The organism is Mesorhizobium sp. M0751, assembly GCF_040320265.1.
GTDB lineage: Bacteria > Pseudomonadota > Alphaproteobacteria > Rhizobiales > Rhizobiaceae > Mesorhizobium.
Genome location: NZ_JAMYPH010000002.1, coordinates 31,560 through 45,768 on the forward strand (window position 1 = coordinate 31,560; position 14,209 = coordinate 45,768).

The 14,209-nt window shown below is 63.0% G+C and carries 15 protein-coding genes and 1 riboswitch; of the genes, 9 read left to right on the plus strand and 6 right to left on the minus strand.

The window, feature by feature from the left end; genetic code table 11:
- Positions 1 to 82 precede the first annotated feature (82 nt).
- The 3 genes from ftsE (at position 83) to NKI19_RS02700 (ending at position 2,568) form a co-directional block, all read left to right on the plus strand.
- On the plus strand, positions 83 to 742 hold the full coding sequence (gene ftsE, locus NKI19_RS02690; protein WP_023677923.1) for a cell division ATP-binding protein FtsE: 660 nt from the start codon (positions 83 to 85) through the stop codon (positions 740 to 742).
- Positions 735 to 1,718: a cell division protein FtsX gene (locus NKI19_RS02695; protein WP_352567392.1), complete on the plus strand. Its 984-nt coding sequence runs from the start codon at positions 735 to 737 to the stop codon at positions 1,716 to 1,718. The genes ftsE and NKI19_RS02695 overlap by 8 nt, the downstream gene beginning before the upstream one ends.
- 88 nt (positions 1,719 to 1,806) lie before the next feature.
- Positions 1,807 to 2,568, plus strand: a complete 762-nt coding sequence (locus NKI19_RS02700) for a YdcF family protein (protein WP_352489417.1) — start codon at positions 1,807 to 1,809, stop codon at positions 2,566 to 2,568.
- 30 nt (positions 2,569 to 2,598) lie between these two features.
- On the opposite strand, the gene NKI19_RS02705 is transcribed toward NKI19_RS02700, so the two are convergent.
- The gene (locus NKI19_RS02705; RefSeq protein WP_352489416.1) at positions 2,599 to 3,219 is read right to left on the minus strand and encodes a pyridoxamine 5'-phosphate oxidase family protein; all 621 of its coding nucleotides are present in this window, start codon (positions 3,217 to 3,219) and stop codon (positions 2,599 to 2,601) included.
- A 132-nt stretch (positions 3,220 to 3,351) separates the two neighbouring features.
- Between NKI19_RS02705 and NKI19_RS02710 the strand changes: the two genes are divergently transcribed.
- Positions 3,352 to 4,260 (plus strand): LysR family transcriptional regulator, encoded by a 909-nt coding sequence (locus tag NKI19_RS02710; RefSeq protein ID WP_352489415.1) that lies wholly within the window; start codon positions 3,352 to 3,354, stop codon positions 4,258 to 4,260.
- A gap of 107 nt (positions 4,261 to 4,367) precedes the next feature.
- Positions 4,368 to 5,168: a lysophospholipid acyltransferase family protein gene (locus tag NKI19_RS02715; protein ID WP_352489414.1), complete on the plus strand. Its 801-nt coding sequence runs from the start codon at positions 4,368 to 4,370 to the stop codon at positions 5,166 to 5,168.
- A gap of 28 nt (positions 5,169 to 5,196) precedes the next feature.
- On the opposite strand, the gene NKI19_RS02720 is transcribed toward NKI19_RS02715, so the two are convergent.
- A complete protein-coding gene (locus NKI19_RS02720; protein WP_352951082.1) occupies positions 5,197 to 5,817 on the minus strand; it encodes a LysE family transporter in 621 nt (206 codons plus the stop codon).
- Between the two features lie 78 nt (positions 5,818 to 5,895).
- Entirely contained in the window at positions 5,896 to 6,843 is a 948-nt protein-coding gene (locus tag NKI19_RS02725) for an aldo/keto reductase (RefSeq protein WP_352489412.1), read from the minus strand.
- A 324-nt stretch (positions 6,844 to 7,167) separates the two neighbouring features.
- Here NKI19_RS02725 and NKI19_RS02730 point away from each other — a divergent pair, with 324 nt between their 5' ends.
- Entirely contained in the window at positions 7,168 to 8,145 is a 978-nt protein-coding gene (locus NKI19_RS02730) for a quinone oxidoreductase family protein (protein WP_352489411.1), read from the plus strand.
- Between the two features lie 20 nt (positions 8,146 to 8,165).
- On the opposite strand, the gene NKI19_RS02735 is transcribed toward NKI19_RS02730, so the two are convergent.
- Complete coding sequence (locus tag NKI19_RS02735) at positions 8,166 to 8,699, minus strand: gamma-glutamylcyclotransferase (protein WP_352489410.1); 534 nt, start codon at positions 8,697 to 8,699, stop codon at positions 8,166 to 8,168.
- A 114-nt stretch (positions 8,700 to 8,813) separates the two neighbouring features.
- Between NKI19_RS02735 and NKI19_RS02740 the strand changes: the two genes are divergently transcribed.
- Positions 8,814 to 9,815, plus strand: coding sequence for a DUF2125 domain-containing protein (locus NKI19_RS02740; protein ID WP_352489409.1), 1,002 nt, complete (start codon positions 8,814 to 8,816; stop codon positions 9,813 to 9,815).
- A gap of 116 nt (positions 9,816 to 9,931) precedes the next feature.
- Here the strand turns inward: NKI19_RS02740 and NKI19_RS02745 are convergent, their stop codons facing one another.
- Both NKI19_RS02745 and hisC read right to left on the minus strand, forming a co-directional pair.
- Positions 9,932 to 10,867 (minus strand): prephenate/arogenate dehydrogenase family protein, encoded by a 936-nt coding sequence (locus tag NKI19_RS02745; RefSeq protein WP_352489408.1) that lies wholly within the window; start codon positions 10,865 to 10,867, stop codon positions 9,932 to 9,934.
- A 6-nt stretch (positions 10,868 to 10,873) separates the two neighbouring features.
- Complete coding sequence (hisC, locus tag NKI19_RS02750; RefSeq protein WP_352489407.1) at positions 10,874 to 11,983, minus strand: histidinol-phosphate transaminase; 1,110 nt, start codon at positions 11,981 to 11,983, stop codon at positions 10,874 to 10,876.
- A 138-nt stretch (positions 11,984 to 12,121) separates the two neighbouring features.
- Positions 12,122 to 12,199, plus strand: a riboswitch (SAM riboswitch).
- Positions 12,200 to 12,291: 92 nt separating this feature from the next.
- Between hisC and metX the strand changes: the two genes are divergently transcribed.
- Both metX and metW read left to right on the plus strand, forming a co-directional pair.
- Positions 12,292 to 13,461 carry a homoserine O-acetyltransferase MetX gene (gene metX, locus NKI19_RS02755; RefSeq protein WP_352467542.1) on the plus strand — a complete coding sequence of 390 codons (1,170 nt, stop codon included), beginning with the start codon at positions 12,292 to 12,294 and terminating at the stop codon, positions 13,459 to 13,461.
- 115 nt (positions 13,462 to 13,576) lie between these two features.
- Positions 13,577 to 14,191, plus strand: a complete 615-nt coding sequence (gene metW / locus NKI19_RS02760; protein WP_352489406.1) for a methionine biosynthesis protein MetW — start codon at positions 13,577 to 13,579, stop codon at positions 14,189 to 14,191.
- Positions 14,192 to 14,209: the final 18 nt, after the last annotated feature.

Below are 14,209 nucleotides of genomic sequence, written 5' to 3' on the forward strand. Positions count from 1 at the left end.
ACCGTCGGTTAACCATGCCGGCCGATGGTCTTTCCACAGAAAGGGCTGGCATCTTGCCGCCGAGAATTTCAGGTCGTCGAAAGTGATCCGCTTCGAAAATGTCGGCCTCCGCTATGGCATGGGTCCGGAGATTCTCCGCGACATCTCCTTGCACATTCCGGAGCGCTCCTTTCAGTTCCTGAGCGGACCTTCAGGCGCCGGCAAGACGACGTTGCTGCGGCTTTTGTTCATGTCGCTGAAGCCGACGCGCGGCCTGATCACCATTTTCGGCAAGGACCGCTCGCGCATCTCGCGAACCGAATTGCCGCATCTGAGACGACGCATCGGCGTGGTATTCCAGGATTTTCGCCTGCTCGACCATATGACCACCTACGAGAACGTGGCCTTGCCGCTGCGCGTGCGCGGCCGCGAGGAGGCGACCTACCGCACCGACGTCACCGAGCTGCTGAAATGGGTTGGCCTCGGCGAGCGCATGCATGTGCTGCCGCCGGTGCTGTCTGGCGGCGAGAAGCAGCGCGCCGCCATCGCCCGGGCGTTGATCGAGCAGCCCGAGATCCTGCTCGCCGACGAGCCGACCGGCAATGTCGACCCGCCGCTGGCGCGACGCTTGCTGCGGTTGTTCATCGAGCTCAACCGGCTGGGAACCGCCGTGGTGATCGCCACACACGACCTCGGCCTGATGGAACAGGTCGACGCACGGCGAATGATCCTGGCCGGCGGAAGGCTGGACATCTATGACTGAGCTCTCCGTCGAACATTTCGAGGGTCAGGACGCCGCGGCGGCAAAGCCCCGCGTCCAGCGCAAAATGGCGCCGATCGTGCCGGCGCAGAACATCGCCGGCCGGGCGCTGGTGCTGGTCATCGCCATCATGACGTTTCTGTCCTGCCTGACGTTTGGCGCAGTCACGCTGGTGCGTGACACCGCCTCCGTCTGGGAGAACCAGATCTCGCGCGAAGCGACCATCCAGATCAAGCCGGTCGACGGCCTCGACATGGAGGCCGCACTTGCGCTGGCCTCGCAGATCGCCGGCGAATTCCCTGGCGTGAAAAGCGCCAGGATCGTCGATCGCGAAGCAACGGCCCGGCTGCTCGAGCCTTGGCTGGGCTCGGGCCTGAACATCGATGAGCTGCCGGTGCCGCGCCTGATCATCATCACCATCGATGAGAACAACCCGCCCGATTTCGCCGCACTGCGCGCGGCGATCACGCCGAAGCTGCCGAGTGCCTCGCTCGACGATCATCGCACCTGGGTCGACCGGCTGGTTGCCATGGCCCGCACCACGGTAACAATCGGTATCGCAGTGCTGGCGCTGATGCTGTCTGCGACGGTGCTGACCGTGGTGTTCGCAACGCGCGGCGCCATGGCCGGCAATGGTCACATCATCGAGGTGCTGCATTTTGTCGGCGCCGAGGCGCGCTTCATCGCGCGCGAATTCCGCCGGCATTTTCTGGTCACCGGCATGAAGGGCGCCGCGGCAGGCGGCGCCGCGGCGATCCTCGTCTTCATCGTCTTCTCCTGGTGGTCGTCACGCAACATGGCAACGCCGCAGGCCGACCAGGCGACCGCCCTGTTCGGCAATTTCGCCATCGGCTCGGCGGGTTATCTCGGGGTCGCTGTCATGGTGCTGGTGATCGGCGCGCTGACGGCGGCAACCTCCCATTTCACCGTGGTTACCTATCTCAGCGACATCGACATTCGCCAGCCGGACGCCGGCTAAAGGAAAGATCGATCACGGATGAAAACGCATCGTCACGAAAATTGCATTTTTTTCCTACCAAAGGCTGTATTTCGGGATTAACCATTTCATGATGGACGTTCGGGACTCGACCGATACCGGTGGGTGCATGCCAGTGCTGGTTGCGCGTCCGCCTGTATTCGCCGAGCCTGATGAATTTGCCAAGCCGGATCAGTTCGCCAAACACGGGCGGCTGCTGGCAGCCCGCTCGTTGCGCATCTCGGCTCTCCTTCTGCTCGCCTCTATGGCGCTGTTTGTCGCCGGCTTCGGCTGGTTCGCCAATACCGTCAGCCGTCTGACTACGCCCGCCAATCCGGCAAGGGCCGACGCTATCATCGTGCTGACCGGCGGCCAGTCGCGCCTCGACGCCGCAATGGGCCTGCTTGCATCAGGCAAGGGCGAGCGGCTGCTGATCAGCGGCGTCCATCCTTCCGCCAGCCGGCGCCAGCTTCAGGCCGCGACCGGCGGCGACAAGAGGCTGTTTTCCTGCTGCGTCGACATCGACCGCGCCGCGCTCGACACGATCGGCAATGCCGAGGAAAGCGCCAAATGGGTCGAGGACCATGCCTACGGCACCGTCATTCTCGTCACCAACAATTATCACATGCCGCGCAGCCTGCTGGAAATGGGCCGGCTGCTGCACGGCGCCAGGCTCGAGCCCTATCCGGTGGTCAACACCAACCTCGAGAATGGCGGCTGGCTGACCAAGCCCGAAGCGCTGCGCGTGCTGTTCACCGAATACAACAAATACCTGCTGGCGCTGGCGCGCGGTATCATGCCGATGAAGCGAACCGACAGCGTGACGCTGGCCGACGCCGCAGGCGGAAGCTGAACGGCACCGGCACTTTTTATTCCCTGGCTCTTATTCCCTGGCTGCTGCATCCGATCGCAAGCGTGCGATCTCCTGTTCGAGCCGTTCGATGCGCTTGTCGCGTTCGGCCAGCGCCGCCGCCACGTCGGCCGCTTCGAAACGCTGCGGGATGTGCTGCGAGCAATTTGAATCCCAAGCCGAAATCGTAAACAGGATGACCTGCTCGGGTCGCGCCTTATAGTCTTGCGGCATCAGCTTTGCCGTCAGCTCGGCATCGCCCTCGACGACTTGCGCCTTGCCCCAGATCTTGATGCGCTGCCGGTGCGCATAATCGATCAGGAACAGGAAAGCCTGCGGGTTGTCGCTGAGGTTGCCTTGGGTGATGAACTGCCTGTTTCCGGAAAAATCGGCAAAGCCGATCGTCCGCTGGTCGAGTACCTTGAGGAAACCGGCCGGCCCACCGCGATGCTGAATGTAAGGCTGCCCGTCCGTATTGGCGGTCGACAGAAAGACGCTGGTCTGCGCCTCGATGAAGGCAGCGAGATCGGGCGTGATTGCCGCCTGCCAGCCGCCACGCTCCTCGACACGGGCATAGGCCTGGCGCGAGCCCTTGCGGGCCTGGATCGCCTTTACCGTCGGGGTAAAGGCGACATCGCTGGTGTGAGCGTTCATGAAAACCCTCCTTACGCGCCGACGCGCGCTGCATTGTTCAGACCCGAAATAGGGCCTTCCGTCTTCGAGATGCAGATGCCATATCTGCAAGCTATCCTTCCATTTTTCGGAAAGAAAATTTTCGGGAGAACTATGGATCGCCTCCAGTCCATGTCGCTTTTCGTTGCCGCAGCGGAGACAGGCAGCCTCTCGGCTGCCGGGCGCCGCTTCGGCATTCCGCTGACGACGGTCAGCCGTAAGGTTTCGGACCTGGAAAAGCACCTGAAGACACGGCTGTTGAACCGCTCGGCGCGGCAGATGTCGCTGACCGATGCAGGCCACGCCTATCTCGCCGCCTGTCGTCGCATTCTCGATGAGGTCGGCGAGGCCGAGCGAATAGCCGCCGGGGAATACAGCGCCCCGACCGGCGAACTGATCGTCACTGCGCCGATCGTCTTCGGCCGCCTGCATGTGCTGCCGGTCGTCACCGGCTTCCTCTCCGTCTATCCTGAGGTAAGTGTGCGGCTGACACTCGCCGACCGGATAACCCAGTTGGTCGAAGAGCACATCGATCTCGCCATCCGCATCGGCGAGCTTGCCGATTCGAGCCTGATCGCCACCCGCCTGGGTTCGATCCGCCGCGTCGTTTGCGCGAGCCCGGCCTATCTCGCCGAGCACGGCACACCGAAAACGCCGCAAGAGCTTGCAGGACACAGTGCCATCACCTTCGAAGGGCTCACCGCCGCAGCCTGGAGCTTCGCCACCGGCAAGACCGAATTCAGCGTGCCGGTCCGCTCCAGGTTACGGGTCAACACGGCTGAGGCAGCAATCGATGCGGCGATTGCCGGCGTCGGCGTGACGAGGCTGCTTTCCTACCAGATCGCCACCGCAGTCCGGTCGGGTACGCTGCGCCCGGTGCTGCAAGAGTTTGAGCCAGACCCATGGCCGGTGAGCCTCGTCCATGCCGGCCAGGGGCTACTGCCGGTGAAGCTGCGCGCATTCCTCGACTTCGCCGCCCCGCGCCTGAGACAGCGCCTGCTTCAGGCGGCGTGGCAAACGTGACGAAGACGGCCCATCGCAAGACCGGGCCGATCGCCCGCCTCGCAGCGTTTCCTTTTTGCCGGCGCTTGGTGTAACCAACGCACACCTCCTCACCGGGCACTTGCTGTATGCTCTATTTCCGCTCGCTGGCGTTCAATCTCGCCTTCTACCTCAATTTGATCGTCCAGATGATTCTCTGGACCCCGTATTATTTCCTGTCGCCGCGCCATCGCGCCTGGTTCGTGCCGAAATTCTGGTCGCGCACCAGCATGTGGCTCTACGACAAGATCGCGGGCACCAGAAGTGAGATCACCGGCCAGGAAAACCTGCCTGAAGGTTCCTTCATCCTGGCGCCGAAGCACCAGTCCTTCTGGGACACGATCGCTTTCCTGCCGTATCTCGACGATCCCGTTTACATATTGAAGCGGGAGCTGACCTGGATCCCGTTCTTCGGTTGGTACATTTTGAAGATGCGGATGATTCCTGTCGACCGCGGCAGCCGCTCGAAGGCATTGAAGACGGTGATCGCCGCGACCAAACAGGAATTGGCGCGCAATCCGCGCCAGCTGATCATCTATCCCGAGGGCACGCGCCGGGCGCCGGGCGACGAACCGGTCTACAAATACGGCATCGTTGAACTCTATGCGCAACTTGGCATTCCGGTGGTGCCGGTCGCTCACGTCGCCGGCCTCTATTGGCCGCGCCGCAAATTCCTGCGCTATCCTGGTACGATCAAGGCGCGCTTCCTGCCGCCGATCCCGCCCGGCCTCGGCAAGGAGGAATTCATGCAACGGCTGGTCGGCGAGACGGAAGCCGCCTGCGACCAGCTCCTCGTCGAGGCGTCGCAGACGCCGAACCCGCCGCCGATGCCGCCGACGGCGGTGAAAAGGCTTGGTGAGCTGGACGCGAAATCTGAATTGAAAGGCTGAGACACACCGCCGCGAATGCCGGAAGGGCTCACGGCAAGGCAGCCAGGGCGGCTGTTGCAATCAGCGCCACGGCAAACACCAGATTGATTATGCGCGACGCCAGCGGTTTGCGCAGCAAACGTGCAAAAGCCGCGCCGGCGAGAAGCCACAAGAGATGAATGGCAACGATCATCAAGGCGAGGACCGCCAGCTTGGCTGAAATAGCAAGACCGCCGGCGCCGGAAGACGCGCCGGCAAACACGGCGGCAATCGCCACATAGGCTTTCGGATTGGCAACGGCCAGAAGGAACCCGCCAAGGAAAGTGGGAAGCGCCGCCCCACCAACGCGCGCCGCCAGTGGCGGCGCCGTCGCTATCTTGAACGCCAGGTAGAGGATGTAGGCCGCCGAGACGACCGCCAGCAGCGCTGCGAGCTTCGGCAGCGCGGTGAGAACGGCCATGATGCCCGTCGCCACCACCAAAAGCACGAGGACCGTACCAACAACGATCCCCGAGGCATAGCGGAGCGAATCGCGCAGGCCGAACGCGGCGCCGACCGCGGTGACACTTATCGTCGCCGGCCCCGGGCTGCCCATGACGATGGCCGATGCCAGCACAAGCGCCAGCAATTGCTGCCATAGCTGCTGATCGAGAAGAACCTGTCCGGCCATGCGGCGTCCCTGCATCCTGCGACGATGCAGGGACGGTAGGGCAAGGCAGCGGCGCCGGTCTTGAACGATCGTGCGCGGCTATGCGCTGGCTTTGTCGAGCTCGGCGATATCGTCCGGGCTGAGCTGCAACGACGCGGCACGCACCAGGCTGTCGAGCTGGACGAGCGTCGTCGCGCTGGCGATCGGAGCGGTGACGCCGGGCCGCGCCATGACCCAGGCAAGCGCCACTTCCGCCGGCTTGGCCGAATGTCTGGCCGACACGGTATCGAGCGCTGAGAGGATGCGCATGCCGCGCGAATTGAGGTACGCTTTCACACCGCCGCCGCGCGGGCTTTTGCCGAGGTCGGCTTCGCTGCGGTACTTGCCGCTCAAAAATCCCTTGGCGAGGCTGAAATAGGTGATGACGCCGATGTCCTCGGCCACGCACAGATCGCGCAGCGGACCATCGAAGGACGAGCGGTCGTAGAGGTTGTATTCCGGCTGCAGCACCTCGTAGCGCGGCAGGCCGCGCAGGCTTGCTACGTCGAGTGCAGCGCGCAACTGGGCGGCGTCGAGGTTGGAGGCGCCGGCATAGCGGATTTTTCCTTTGCCGAGCAGTTTCTGGTAAGCGCCGAACGTTTCCTCATAAGGGGTCGCCGGGTCGGGCCAGTGCGACAGATAGAGATCGACGCTGTCGACCTGCAGCCGCTTCAACGAGGCGTCGATGGCCTTTTCGATATAGGCAGCGGACAGGTCCCTTTTGCCCTGCCCCATATCCGAGCCGACCTTGGTGATGACGACGACCTTGTCGCGGTTGCCGCGGCTCTTCATCCATCTGCCGATGATGGTTTCGGATTCGCCGCCCTGGTGGCCGGCAATCCAGCGCGAATAGGAATCGGCCGTATCGATGGCGTTGAAACCGGCGTCGACAAAGCGGTCGAGCAAGTCGAACGAGGTTTTCTCATCGGCGGTCCAGCCGAACACATTGCCGCCCAGAACCAACGGCGCGATGGATAGGTCGGTGCGACCGAGACGACGTTTCTGCAAGGCTGATCTCCATGATGATTCATGCTGGGGCGGGTGGGAGCCGCCGACCGGGCTAACCTATGTCGCGCCGCGACGACGTCAAACGCATAGCCTCCTTTCCAACCCACCGGCGCTTCACAAAACCGCGACCCGCCGCGCCACGTCCGGGATATCCAAACCAGCAGCCTCTGAAGAAACGATGTGGCAAGTTTAGCACATAGATTGTCAAATCTGCCAATTCTGACTTTTGCCGGCCGACCGTAGGTTCCGCCGCGCCGACGCAAGTCTCGGCACGTCGGCTGGGCTCAGACTGTTGGCCTCGGATCGTTTGTTATGGAGAACGGCATGAAAGCAATTGTATTTGACGCCATCGGTTCGCCGCGCGACGTGCTCTACGTGGATGACCTGCCGATGCCGCGGATCGGCGACGGCGATGTGCTGGTCAGGATGGTCTCGGCCTCGATCAATCCGGGCGACTTCCTGTTTATCCAGAACCTCTACCCCGAACCGAAGAAGCCGCATTTTCCCCGGCAGATCGCCGGAAACCATGGCGCCGGCATCGTCGAAGCCGTTGGCGCAAACGTCTTGCTGGAACCGGGCACGCTTGTCGCGTTCAGCTATTATGGCAGCTGGGCCGAGTACGCGGCCATTCCCGCCGAATGGCTGATCCCGTTGCCTGCTGGCTATCCAGTCGAACGCGCCGGGCAGATGGTGAACCCCATTACGGCGTGGGATCTGATGGTGGATTCCCGTGTGCGGCCCGGCCAGTGGCTGGCTATTACGGCCGGCTATTCGTCGATTTCGACAATGGTGATGCAGTTCGCCCAACGACGCGGCATCAACGTCATCGCGCTGGTGCGGCGCTCGCACCAAAGCTTCGATCTGAAGACGCTTGGCGCCGCCATTCTTGACCTTTCGGACTTGAAGGCAAGTATCCGGGAAGCGGTGATGGATATCACCGGCGGCGCCGGATTGAACGGGATTATCGACAATGTCGGCGGACCTGTCAGCGGCGAATTGATCCGCACCCTGGCGCTTGGCGGACAGATGGTGATCAATGGCGGCATGAGTACCGAGCGCTTCGAACTGCACAATTTCGATGTCTTGCTGAGCGGCGTCGAGATCAGGGCGAATATCTATCGCTATTTCTTTTCGCCGCCGGCCGAAGCCGACCGGCCTGTCCTACGCGAGATCATCGACACCTTCGGCCAGCCCGGCTTCCACGTTCCTGCCGGCGGTCTCCACGCGCTGACCGAGTTCAAGCTTGCCGTGGCAAACAGCCTGGATCGCGCCGATCTTGGGAAACAGATTTTCAGGATGTAGCACAGGCCACGACACCGAAGCTACGTCGCGATCCGTCTCGTCACGTTTTCCAGCCAGTGGTCGCTTATACCCAGTGCTTCGAGGTGCTCCAGCGTGCTGAACACATAATCCTCATTCCTCCCCGACTGGCCGACGGCGCCGCGAACGACGGTCGCCGCCTCGGCCGGGTCGAGCGCACCGGCATATTGCTCATGACTGCGGTCCACGACATAGGCGACGGCTTCGACCGTCTCGCCCCCATCCGTTTCACTCTTGTCGAGGCGAACACTGAGCACACGTTCGAGATAGACGTTGGTGACCAATTCGCGCTCGCGCAGATAGGTGATGACCTCGTTGCGCAGCTCGCCTGGAACCCGGAACGCCAGCCCGATGCAGGAGCCGCCGCGGTCGAGGCCGAGCACCAGGCCCGGCCGTTCGCGCGTGCCGCGATGCACGAAAGAATAGACGCAGAGCGAACGGCGGTAGCCATGCAGGCGGGCGCGCCGCGTCTCGACATGCGCGAAACCCGGCCGCCAGATCAGTGAGCCGTAGCCAAAAACCCAAAAATCGCCCATATCGCCAAGCCTGATTGTGACGAACCACTCCACCGGTGGTGTTTCAGTCCGTCTACCTGTTATTGCCGCAAGCGACAGCCTGCCCGTGCCACCCGCGTTAACGAAAGCCGCCGCATGACGTCAAGTGACGAGCGCCCGCCGCCCAGCCAACGTCGCCGCCTGTTGTGGCTTGCCGCTTTCGTTCTCGTGCTGTTCGGCATCTACAGCGCGGGCTGGTTTTACCTGGCGGACCTCGTCGAGAGCGCAACCGAAAAGGCGGTTGCCGATCTCGACGGCAAGGGCATCAAGGCCGACTGCGCCAATCTCGCGGTCAGCGGCTATCCCTTCAGCTTCACCCTTTCCTGCGACAGCCTGGCTTACGAGGACGACAGCCGCAACGTCGCGGCATCGACAGGCAAGATCAACGCCGCCACGCAGATCACGCGGCTTTTGTCGCCTGCCGCCGAGCTCAGGGGGCCGCTCAGGACCTCTGTTCCCGGCATGACCCCGCTGTGGATCGACTGGGATGATCTGCGGGCCGACATGAAGCTGTCCTGGCCGCTGCCGAGGCGGCTGTCGTTGCAGGCCGAAGGCCTGTCCGGCCAGACCGATCCGGCAGACGACACCGATCCCGTCTCGCTGTTCAGCGCCGGAACCGCCAGCGGACAATTGCGCCCGAACGGCCCGGATATCGACTATGCCGGCAATTTCACCGATCTTGAAATCGACGCGGCGGCCATCGACGGGCGCGTCTTGCCGCCGCTCGACGGCAGCGGCGACGTGACGCTGAAGAACGGCGTGACGCTGATCAAGGCAAATCCGAAGAGCCTGCGCGGCCAGGCGGCGGAAATCCACCAGCTCGATCTGTCGTCCGGAACTGCGCGCATCACCGTTTCCGGACCGCTGTCGGTCGATGACGACGGTCTCATAAATGCCGAGCTGACGATCAGGCTCAATGATCCAAAGGCCGTGGCGGCGATCCTCGCCACCGCCATCCCCGAGCAGAAGAAAGAGATCCAAACCGGCTTTGCCGGACTGGCGCTGCTCGGCAACCAGCCGTCGATGCCGCTGAAGATCGTCAGGGGCAAGGCCACGCTCGGCTTCATCCCGCTCGGCAAGATCAAGCCGCTCGACTAGTATGAAACGGTTTTCCGTCCGGAATTGCGTCAAAACAAAAAGATAGAGCGGTTCGGCGTTCCCGTGAAACGATGGACCGGTGTAGGCGGTCTGGCCTGCGACCGGCCTGCCGCGGCTTATCCCTTCGGCGGGTGTTCGACTGCCTGGCGACCGAAATCCGGTACGTCGATGTCCTGGCCGGCCTCGATGATCGAGCGGCGGACGGCGCGGGTGCGGGTGAACAGGTCGAACAGCTTTTCGCCGTCGCCCCAGCGGATCGCCCGCTGCAGCGAGGACAGATCCTCGGAAAACCGCGCCAGCATTTCGAGGATGGCGTCCTTGTTGTGCAGGCAGACGTCGCGCCACATGGTCGGGTCGGACGCCGCGAGACGGGTGAAGTCGCGAAAGCCGGAAGCCGAGTATTTGATGACCTCGGACTTGGTCACCGACTCCAGATCATCGGCGGTACCGACGATGTTATAGGCGATGATGTGCGGCAGGTGCGAAACGATGGCCAGCGTCATGTCGTGATGCTGCGGGTCCATCGTGTCGATGTTGGAGCCGCAGCGGCGCCAGAATTCCGAGAGCTTTTCCAGTGCGGCGGGATCGGTGCCGGGCAGCGGCGTGAAAATGCACCAGCGGTTCTCGAACAGTTCGGCAAAACCGGCATCCGGTCCCGATTTTTCGGTGCCGGCCAAAGGATGGCCGGGGATGAAGTGCACGCCATCAGGCACATGCGGCTGCATCTGCGCGATGACCGAGGCCTTCGTTGAGCCGACATCGGTGAGGATGGCGCCCTTTTTCAGCGCCGGTGCGATCTCCGCTGCGATGGCACCCGAAGAGCCGACCGGCACCGAAACGACAACCAGATCAGCGTCGCGAACCGCCTCTTTCGCATCCGTCGTGTAGGTGTCGCCAAGGCCGAGTTGGCTCGCCCGTGCCAGCGTCGCGTCGCTGCGCGTCGAAATCGCGACTTGGCCGGCGAGCCCCTCGCGGCGGATGACGCGGGCCAGCGACGAGCCGATCAGGCCGATGCCGACCAGCGCGATCTTTTCGAACATCGGTGACGTCATGGTGCTCTAGCTTTTCAGGAATGTCGCGAGTGCTGCGACAACGCCGCGATTGGCCTCTTCGGTGCCGATGCTCATGCGCAGCGCGTTGGGAAAACCGTAGCCGGAAACGCGTCGCAATATGTAGCCGCGCTGGCTGAGGTAGTCGTCGGCGGCCGCCGCCGAATGCTTTTTGTCCTCGGGAAAGTGTATGAGGATGAAATTGCCGACGCTCGGCGTCACCCGCAACCCAAGCCCCGCCAATTGCTCGCTCAGCCAAGCCAGCCAGGTCTCGTTATGCGCGACGCTGCGTTCGATGTGGGCGCGGTCGCGGATCGCCGCGATGCCCGCCTCGATCGCCGTCGCATTGACGTTGAAGGGTCCCCGCACGCGGTTGATCGCGTCGATGACGTGCATTGGCGCATACATCCAGCCGATCCGCGCGCCGCCCAGGCCCAATTTCGAGAAAGTGCGGGTCATGACCACGTTTTCCGCGCTGCCCACCAACTCGACGCCGGCTTCATAGTCGTTGCGCCGGACATATTCGGCGTAAGCTGCATCCAGCACCAGAAGCACGTTTCGCGGCAGGCCGGCATGCAGGCGGCGCACCTCATGGAACGGCACGTACGTGCCGGTTGGATTGTTTGGATTGGCAAGGAATATGACCCTGGTGTGCGGCGTCACCGCGGCGAGGATCGCATCGATATCGGCGCGTTCATCGGTCTCCTTGACCGTTACCGGGACGGCACCGGCCGACTGTATGTAGATCTTGTAGACCATGAAGCCATGTTCGGTGATGATGGCTTCATCGCCGGGCGCGAGGTAAGTCTGCGCCAGCAGGCCCAGAATCTCGTCGGAGCCGTTGGAGCAGACGATGTTCGCCGGGTTGAGCCCGTGCACCTCGGCGATCGCTTCCCTCAAGCGCCTGGCGCTGCCGTCGGGATAGACCGCGAGCTTGTCGGCGACCGCGCGCGCGGCCTCTATTGCCTTTGGCGAAGGACCGAGCGGGTTCTCGTTCGCCGACAATTTGTGGACCTTGGCGACACCTTCAGGCGCCGCGCTCTTGCCGGGCACATAGGCTTCGATGTCCATGATGCCGGCGCGGGGCCTTGGACGTGTCTGATCCGGTGTCTGGCTCATTTCATGAAATCCGTCGAGAGTGCCTCCATCCGGAAGCCGCAGCGGAAATACAAGCCGTGGCCCGGAATGTCGAGGGGCGGCAATTCGGGATCAAGAACTTGCCGTTGACGAAGCCATGCGTCGGTCCTAGAAGAGCAGCGAAAGTTCCGTGGTGATTTGGCCGGTCGGCTTGCAGCCACGTTAAACAACTTGCTAAAGGGCCGTTTGCATCTTGTAACCGGCTTTGCGAAGGCATGGCCGGTTTTTTGTTGCCCTGACTGGCTGTTGCCCAGACCGGTGGACAACTGAAGGCCGGGCAAGGAGATGTGATGGTCGCTTTGCGCGCGCGAAAAACCAACAACGAGGCCGACCAGCCGTCGAGCCCGGTGTTGCGTTTCGGCGCCGACAAGCCGCTCAAGCTCGACGCCGGCACGCTGCTGTCGCCGTTCCAGATCGCCTACCAGACCTATGGCACGCTCAACGATGCGCGCTCCAACGCCATCCTCGTCTGCCATGCGCTGACCGGCGACCAGCACGTCGCCAACACCAATCCCGTGACCGGCAAGCCAGGCTGGTGGGAAGTGCTGATCGGCCCCGGCAAGATCATCGACACCGATCGTTTCTTCGTCATCTCGTCAAACGTCATCGGCGGCTGCCTCGGCTCCACCGGCCCCGCCTCGACCAATCCCGCCACCGCCAAGCCTTACGGGCTCGACCTGCCGATCATCACCATCCGCGACATGGTGCGGGCGCAGCTGATGCTGGTCGAGCATTTCGGCATCGAACAGCTGTTCAGCGTGCTGGGCGGCTCGATGGGCGGCATGCAGGTGCTGCAATGGGCCTCCAGCTATCCCGAGCGCGTCTTCTCGGCGCTGCCGATCGCCACCGGCGCCCGCCATTCCTCGCAGAACATCGCTTTCCACGAGGTCGGCAGGCAGGCAGTGATGGCCGACCCCGACTGGCACGGCGGCAAATATTTCGAGCATGGCAAGCGGCCGGAAAAAGGGCTGGCGGTGGCGCGCATGGCCGCCCACATCACCTATCTGTCGGAAGCAGCGCTGCACCGCAAGTTCGGCCGCAACCTGCAGGACCGCGAAGCGCTGACCTTCGGCTTCGATGCCGACTTCCAGATCGAGAGCTATCTGCGCCATCAGGGCATGACCTTCGTCGATCGCTTCGATGCCAACTCCTATCTCTACATGACCCGGGCGATGGACTATTTCGATCTCGCCGCCGACCATGGCGGCCGGCTGGCCGATGCCTTCGCCGGCACCAAGACGCGCTTCTGCCTGGTTTCGTTCACCAGCGACTGGCTGTTCCCGACCGAGGAGAGCCGCTCGGTCGTGCACGCGCTGAACGCGGCCGGCGCCTCGGTCTCGTTCGTCGAGATCGAGACCGACCGCGGCCACGACGCCTTCCTGCTCGACGAGCCGGAACTGTTCGCCGCCATCAGAGGCTTCATCGCCTCGGCCGCGCGGGCGAGAGGGCTCGGCGCATGACCTCGGAAGGTTGCGGACTGTTCGGATCAGGACCATGCGCCAGGCATCAGCGCATGACCCCGACAAGTTGCAGACTTTTCGGATCAGGTCCATGCGCCAGGTAGGAGCCGAACGCATGAGCGTCAACCGCGCCCAGCGCGTCGACCTCGAAGTCGTCGCCGACCTCATCCCGCCGCAGTCGCGGGTGCTGGACGTCGGTTCCGGCGACGGCCTGCTGCTCGAATTGCTGCAGGAGACCAAGAAGGTCGACGGCCGCGGGCTGGAACTGTCGCAGCGCGGCGTCAACGAATGCGTGGCGCGGGGCCTGTCGGTCATCCAGGGCGATGCCGACAAGGATCTCCAATTCTATCCCGACAAGGGTTTTGATTTCGTCGTGTTGTCGCAGACCTTGCAGGCGACCCGCAATCCGAAGCTGGTGCTCGACGAGTTACTCCGGATCGGCAATCGCGCCATCGTCTCCTTCCCCAATTTCGGCCATTGGCGGGTGCGCTTTTCGCTGCTCTTCAACGGCCGCATGCCGGTGACCAAGGACCTGCCCTATTCCTGGTACGACACGCCCAACATCCATTTCTGCACCATTCGCGATTTCGTCAATCTATGCGACGAGCTTGGCGCGACGGTGGAAAAGGCCACCGCGCTGGACGCCAACGGCCAGCGGATCGGCTTCTCGATGCCTTGGTGGTTCTGGAACTTTTTCGGCCAGCAGGCGGTGTTCCTGTTGAAACGATAAAAGCCAACCTTAGCAGAT

Excerpts from the sequence above, each read along its gene's own strand:
- NKI19_RS02695 (WP_352567392.1), top strand. The coding sequence starts at position 735 with ATGACTGAGCTCTCCGTCGAACATTTCGAGGGTCAGGACGCCGCGGCG.
- NKI19_RS02700 (WP_352489417.1), top strand. The coding sequence starts at position 1,807 with ATGATGGACGTTCGGGACTCGACCGATACCGGTGGGTGCATGCCAGTG.
- NKI19_RS02705 (WP_352489416.1), bottom strand. The coding sequence starts at position 3,219 with ATGAACGCTCACACCAGCGATGTCGCCTTTACCCCGACGGTAAAGGCG.
- NKI19_RS02710 (WP_352489415.1), top strand. The coding sequence starts at position 3,352 with ATGGATCGCCTCCAGTCCATGTCGCTTTTCGTTGCCGCAGCGGAGACA.
- NKI19_RS02715 (WP_352489414.1), top strand. The coding sequence starts at position 4,368 with ATGCTCTATTTCCGCTCGCTGGCGTTCAATCTCGCCTTCTACCTCAAT.
- NKI19_RS02720 (WP_352951082.1), bottom strand. The coding sequence starts at position 5,817 with ATGGCCGGACAGGTTCTTCTCGATCAGCAGCTATGGCAGCAATTGCTG.
- NKI19_RS02730 (WP_352489411.1), top strand. The coding sequence starts at position 7,168 with ATGAAAGCAATTGTATTTGACGCCATCGGTTCGCCGCGCGACGTGCTC.
- NKI19_RS02735 (WP_352489410.1), bottom strand. The coding sequence starts at position 8,699 with ATGGGCGATTTTTGGGTTTTTGGCTACGGCTCACTGATCTGGCGGCCG.
- NKI19_RS02740 (WP_352489409.1), top strand. The coding sequence starts at position 8,814 with ATGACGTCAAGTGACGAGCGCCCGCCGCCCAGCCAACGTCGCCGCCTG.
- NKI19_RS02745 (WP_352489408.1), bottom strand. The coding sequence starts at position 10,867 with ATGACGTCACCGATGTTCGAAAAGATCGCGCTGGTCGGCATCGGCCTG.
- hisC (WP_352489407.1), bottom strand. The coding sequence starts at position 11,983 with ATGAGCCAGACACCGGATCAGACACGTCCAAGGCCCCGCGCCGGCATC.
- metX (WP_352467542.1), top strand. The coding sequence starts at position 12,292 with ATGGTCGCTTTGCGCGCGCGAAAAACCAACAACGAGGCCGACCAGCCG.
- metW (WP_352489406.1), top strand. The coding sequence starts at position 13,577 with ATGAGCGTCAACCGCGCCCAGCGCGTCGACCTCGAAGTCGTCGCCGAC.